The organism is Mycobacterium sp. TH-M106 (assembly GCF_057473765.1).
This window is the reverse complement of the sequence record NZ_JBYCLE010000249.1, coordinates 1-2,308: the sequence shown is the minus strand read 5'-3', so window position 1 is coordinate 2,308 and position 2,308 is coordinate 1. Positions and strand designations below refer to the sequence as shown.

Sequence of the window (2,308 nt, the reverse complement as noted above, 5' to 3'; positions counted from 1 at the left end):
CTGGTACCCGCCACCGGTACCCCGTAGCGACGCCCCGCCTCCAGGTTCGACGACCCGGCGAAGCCGGCGAGATAGGCCGCCCGCGCCGCGGCGACCGCGGCCCGCTCGTGGGTGCGCCGCGAACCCATTTCGATCAACGGCCGGCCCGCCGCAGCGCTGACCATGCGGGCGGCCGCGGAGGCGACAGCGGTGTCGTGGTTGAAGATGGACAGCACCAGCGTTTCCAGCACGATGCATTCCGCGAAGCTACCCTGCACCGATAGCACCGGGGAACCGGCGAAGTACAGCTCACCCTCGGGGTAGCCGTCGACGTCACCGCGGAACCGGTAATCGCGTAGGTAGCGCAACGTATCCGGATCGAGGAACTCCGCCAGCGATGCCAACGCCGCGTCGTCGAACCCGAACCGCGGCAACGCTTCTAAAAGCCGGTCGGTGCCGGCGACCACCCCGTAGCGGCGGCCCTCGGGCAGCCGGCGGGCGAACAGCTGAAAGGTGGTCGTCCGGTTCGCCGTGCGGTCGCGCAGCGCCGCGGCGAGCATGGTCAACTCGTACTTGTCGGTCAGCAGTCCCGCGCAGGCCGAGTCGCTCACAGGCCAACGGTATCGGCTGCTGTCACGCCTGCTGTCCGGGAACGCTGATGTTCCGGATAACCTCGGCGGCTGCACGCTGTCCGGACTCTATTGCACCGTCCATATATCCGTGGTGCTCGCGGGCAAGGTCGGTGCCTGCCCAGTGGATGCGTCCGTGCGGTTGACTGGGTAGCCCAGCTGATTCGGACAATACGGCGGGCGGTGCGAATGCGACTGGGGCGCCTTGGAGCCAAGGCTGCTGGGCCCATGTTTGTTCGAAAACGGTGGTGGGTTCAGTGGCCCGATAACCCAGTAGCTCTCCCAGCTTGTTGAGGAGTTCGGTTTGTCGGTCGTTATCCGTCATACGACTGAGATCACGTGCAGCGGGGCCGGTGACAAACGCCGCGAGGGTTCCGCGGCCAGCGGCGTCATGTGTGTCGTCGACGACCATCTGGATCGGACCGGCGGTGCACAGCGCCAGTCCGCTGAGTCCCTGTTCACGCCACCAGGGCCGATGGTATTGCGCGATGAATTTCGTGTATGCCCCTAGCCTCAATGCTGCCATTGTGGTGATCTGTTCGTCCGGCAGCGGCGGTGCGAAGGCCAGCCGCGCGGCCAGCGGCGGGGCGATCGCGACGATAGCCCGTCGTGCCGGCAACTCCGATCCGGCGGTGTGTACCTTCACGTGATCGGGTGTTTGTTCTATCGCGGTTACCGGCTTGTTCAACCGCACTGGGTCGATGAGCTGGCTCGCGAGGCGCTCGTAGATCTGTTCTACTCCGCCGACGAAAGTGTCCTGCTGCGCGCCGCCTCGGAAGTTGGAGAGCCGACGCAGTCCGCGGCCGGAGCGCAGGAAAGCCAGCAGGTACAGCGCCGACACCTCGGACGTCGCGGCGCCGAGTAAGAGCCCCACGGTCATTTCGAACAGCTGCTGGCCGGCCCGGGTTCGGAAGGTGTGATCACGCAGCCACAAACCGTTTCGATGATCTAGCCGGGTTCGGCGGCGGGTGTGCGCCGGCCCGTCGAATGAGATACCACGGCGCAGGGTCCACAGCTGCGCGGTTCCCAGCGCGACGTCGGCGGACACATCGACGGGAAGCCGTGGCCGCTGCCCGTTGAGGCGATAGCGGCGTCCATCGATGTCGAGCACACCGTGTCCTGCCAGCCACTGCGGGCGTGTTGGCACCTTGAGCTCGGCCGCCAGACGAGTGATGCGATGCTGGGTCGGACCGATCCAGTGCGCGCCGACGTCGACCTGCTCGCCGTCGACGGGGGTGGTGAGCATCTTGCCGCCGATCCGCTCGCTTGCTTCCAGCACCGTCACCTTGAGGCCCGCATGCTGTAACGAGCGAGCGGCGATCAGGCCGCTCAATCCCGCGCCGACCACAACGACATCCACGCACTTCACAGCGTCGACCCTCCGGTCTGTTTCCCCGGGCGCCAAAACGGCGGCCAGGCTATCAGCCCATATCAGCCCATGCCTGATCACCCCGCAACCCGGCGATGGGAACCGTCACCGTGTCAGCGGCCCCGCAACCACGAAGACATCTCGGTATCCTGACGGGCATGGCACCGTCAGCGCCGACGCCCACACCGGTGAAGCCGGGCACTACCGGCCAGCGGAGCACCGATGCCCTCGACATCACCGATCGCCCGTGGATCACCATCGTCTGGGATGACCCCATCAACCTGATGACCTACGTGACCTACGTCTTTCAGAAGCTGTTCGGCTACAGCGA

The 2,308-nt window shown here is 66.2% G+C and carries 3 protein-coding genes; 1 reads left to right on the top strand and 2 read right to left on the bottom strand.

The features are described from left to right. Both AC2VOP_RS08625 and AC2VOP_RS08620 read right to left on the bottom strand, forming a co-directional pair. Window positions 1–539: beta/alpha barrel domain-containing protein (locus AC2VOP_RS08625; protein ID WP_486960579.1), on the bottom strand; the 539-nt coding region annotated here is incomplete at its 3' end. A 73-nt stretch (window positions 540–612) separates the two neighbouring features. Next, window positions 613–1,977: a flavin monoamine oxidase family protein gene (locus tag AC2VOP_RS08620; protein ID WP_486960577.1), complete on the bottom strand. Its 1,365-nt coding sequence runs from the start codon at window positions 1,975–1,977 to the stop codon at window positions 613–615. 158 nt (window positions 1,978–2,135) lie between these two features. On the opposite strand from AC2VOP_RS08620, the gene AC2VOP_RS08615 reads away from it, so the two are divergent. Next, window positions 2,136–2,308: ATP-dependent Clp protease adaptor ClpS (locus AC2VOP_RS08615; RefSeq protein WP_486960578.1), on the top strand; the 173-nt coding region annotated here is incomplete at its 3' end.